This is a genomic window from Azonexus sp. (assembly GCF_036170495.1).
Taxonomy (GTDB): Bacteria; Pseudomonadota; Gammaproteobacteria; order Burkholderiales; family Rhodocyclaceae; genus Azonexus.
In genome coordinates this window covers 1-2,407 of the sequence record NZ_JAVHPH010000129.1, presented here as the reverse complement: position 1 = coordinate 2,407, position 2,407 = coordinate 1, and the positions used below count along the sequence as shown (strand labels likewise).

Annotated in this window: 3 protein-coding genes; all 3 read right to left on the bottom strand. The window is 57.5% G+C overall.

Annotated elements, in window-relative coordinates; genetic code table 11:
• On the bottom strand, nt 1-565 hold a 565-nt coding region (locus ADADOO_RS04055; protein ID WP_511275235.1), incomplete at its 3' end, for a methyl-accepting chemotaxis protein.
• Nucleotides 566-657: 92 nt separating this feature from the next.
• On the bottom strand, nt 658-1,245 hold the full coding sequence (locus ADADOO_RS04050) for a response regulator (RefSeq protein WP_511275233.1): 588 nt from the start codon (nt 1,243-1,245) through the stop codon (nt 658-660).
• A 133-nt stretch (nt 1,246-1,378) separates the two neighbouring features.
• Entirely contained in the window at nt 1,379-1,978 is a 600-nt protein-coding gene (locus ADADOO_RS04045) for a peroxiredoxin (protein WP_511275231.1), read from the bottom strand.
• Nucleotides 1,979-2,407: the final 429 nt, after the last annotated feature.

Genomic DNA, 2,407 nt, shown 5'->3' with positions numbered 1-2,407 from the left:
CGATGGCGGCATTGAGCGCGAGCAGATTGGTCTGGTCGGAAATGTCGTTGATCAATGAGACGATCTGGTCGATTTTCATCGAATTGGTATGCAGTTCGGCCACTGTCGATGAAAAATGCTCGATGTGTGCGTTGGTCGAGCGCATGGTCGAGGCCACGGTTTCCATTTGTTCGAGCGAGCGCTGGGCGAGATCAAGGTTGTTCTGCGTCGATACCTGGATCGCGTCGGAATTACGGGCGACTTCGCTGACCGCCTGATTAACCAGGTTGCTTGACTCGAAGACATTGGCGGCCAGAGCCTCCTGGCGGCGCACCGCGTCGTCGGTCTGCTGAACCTGGCTGTTCATCCGCGCGGCGTCGGCGGCAATGCTCACGCTGCGTTCACGGGCCTGTGAAATGAGGCCACGAACACGGCTGAAAAAGCGGTTGATGTTGGCTGAAATGCGGCCGGCTGCATTGCTGCCGGCATTGCCTACCGAGTACGAAAGATCAGCGCTACCGTCAGCAATCGCCGCGATATCACGGTCAATCTTGTCGAGCGCGCTGCTGTTGCCAAAAAATCCCATGGTATGTCTCCTGATTCTTTTTTAGTGGACGGGATTGCGGTGCAATGTGAGCGTCCGCCCGACGATATGGCCGGGCAGCGCCACTATTGGTTTTAGCTGTTGCGCTGGCGTGCTGCCAGGCGGCCGAGGATGAATCCCTTGATTTCGTGGAAAGGAATTGGCTTGCCGAAAATGGTGATGTCGGCCGGCAGGCCGCGTTCGAGAATTTCATCGCGGTCGATGGCGCTGACGACGATGATGTCCATTCTCGCCAGGTCGCTATTGGCGCGCAGGCGACGGATCATCTCGAAACCATCCATACCCGGCATCATGAGGTCGGCGATGAGGATGTCGGGAACGCGCTGACCGACTTGCAGCAAGCCATCGAAGCCGTTGGCGACGATACGCAGCTTGATGGGCAGGTTCCAGCTATCGACGGTCATCTGGTAGAGCATTTGCAGGGTCAGATCGTCTTCGGCGACGAGGATTTCGATCTGGCTGCCGTATTCCTGCGCGCTCGGCGTCAGATTGCGCCGACGGGCGAGCAGGGCGTCAACGGAGGCAACCGGAATCCGGCGATGCCCGCCAGCGGTTTTCCACGCCTCAAGCGCGCCGCTCTCCACCATGTTTTGAACGGTGCCCAGGGAAACTCCCAGACGGAGGGCGGCTTGCCGGGTGCTGAGATATTCGGAATCGGCCATGATTTTGTCTTTGCTGAAATTACAAATTCACCAAATTGTATCCTGTAATTCAGCGATGCGACAATAAAAAACCCGAGGCAAATCAGCGCTCGGGTTTTTGCCACGGATACCGATTCCGTGGGTGAGGCAGCGACTACAGTTTCTTGGCGTTCTTTGCCAGGTAAGCGGCGACGCCTTCGGTTGACGCAGTCATGCCGGGCTTGCCTTTGTTCCAGCCGGCCGGGCAGACTTCACCGTGCTCTTCGAAGAATTGCAAGGCATCGACCATGCGCAGCATTTCGTCGATATTGCGACCGAGCGGCAGCATGTTGACGACCTGGTGCATGACCACACCGTTCTTGTCGATCAGGAAGGAGCCGCGTAGCGCGACGCCGGCGGCTTCGAGTTCGACATCGTAGGCGCGGCAGATGTCATGTTTGACGTCGGCGACCAGCGGGTAGCCGACCTGGCCGATGCCGCCGTCCTTGATTGGGGTGTTTTTCCAGGCCAGGTGAGTGAATTGGGAGTCGATCGAAACGCCGATGACTTCAACGCCACGTTGCTTGAACTCTTCCAGCCGGTGATCGAAGGCGATCAGCTCGGACGGACAGACGAAGGTAAAGTCGAGCGGGTAGAAGAACAGGACAACGGGTTTGCCCTTGAGGGCGGATAGTTTCAGTTCCTTGATTTCGTTGTTGCCATATACGGCGGTGGCAGTGAAATCCGGGGCTTGCTTGCCAACGAGAACGGCCATGGGGAACTCCTTGTAATGAGTGGTTTGTCGGTTGGGGGGTAAATGGCCAATTTAACGAAGCAGGCATGAGGTGTCAAACGGGTATTTTGATGCCGGCAGGTCATGCGAGACGTAGTTTGCCTTGCCTGGAAAATGGGGGCGCTGGCTTTCTGTCGGTGGTGGCTGCCACGCTCTCGCCGCTAGCCAGGCGGGCGGCGGCGCCCGCTCGCCGGTCAGGGTTCGATTTTGGGCGCTTTTTCCGGTTGACCGTGGGAGCCTCGAGTCAGGACTGCTTGATGAATTCCGGCGGTTCGTCGTGGCTGATTTTTTCTTTTACTGTTTTTCAGGTGCTTTCTGCGCCATGTCCGGATGTTGCGCGTTGATATAGGCATCGAATTTGGCCTGCATTTGCGGCGCTTGCTTGGCCATTTCGCGCAGAATACGGGCTAC

Coding starts and splice junctions, on each gene's coding strand:
- ADADOO_RS04045 (WP_511275231.1), bottom strand. CDS start 1,978: ATGGCCGTTCTCGTTGGCAAGCAAGCCCCGGATTTCACTGCCACCGCC.
- ADADOO_RS04050 (WP_511275233.1), bottom strand. CDS start 1,245: ATGGCCGATTCCGAATATCTCAGCACCCGGCAAGCCGCCCTCCGTCTG.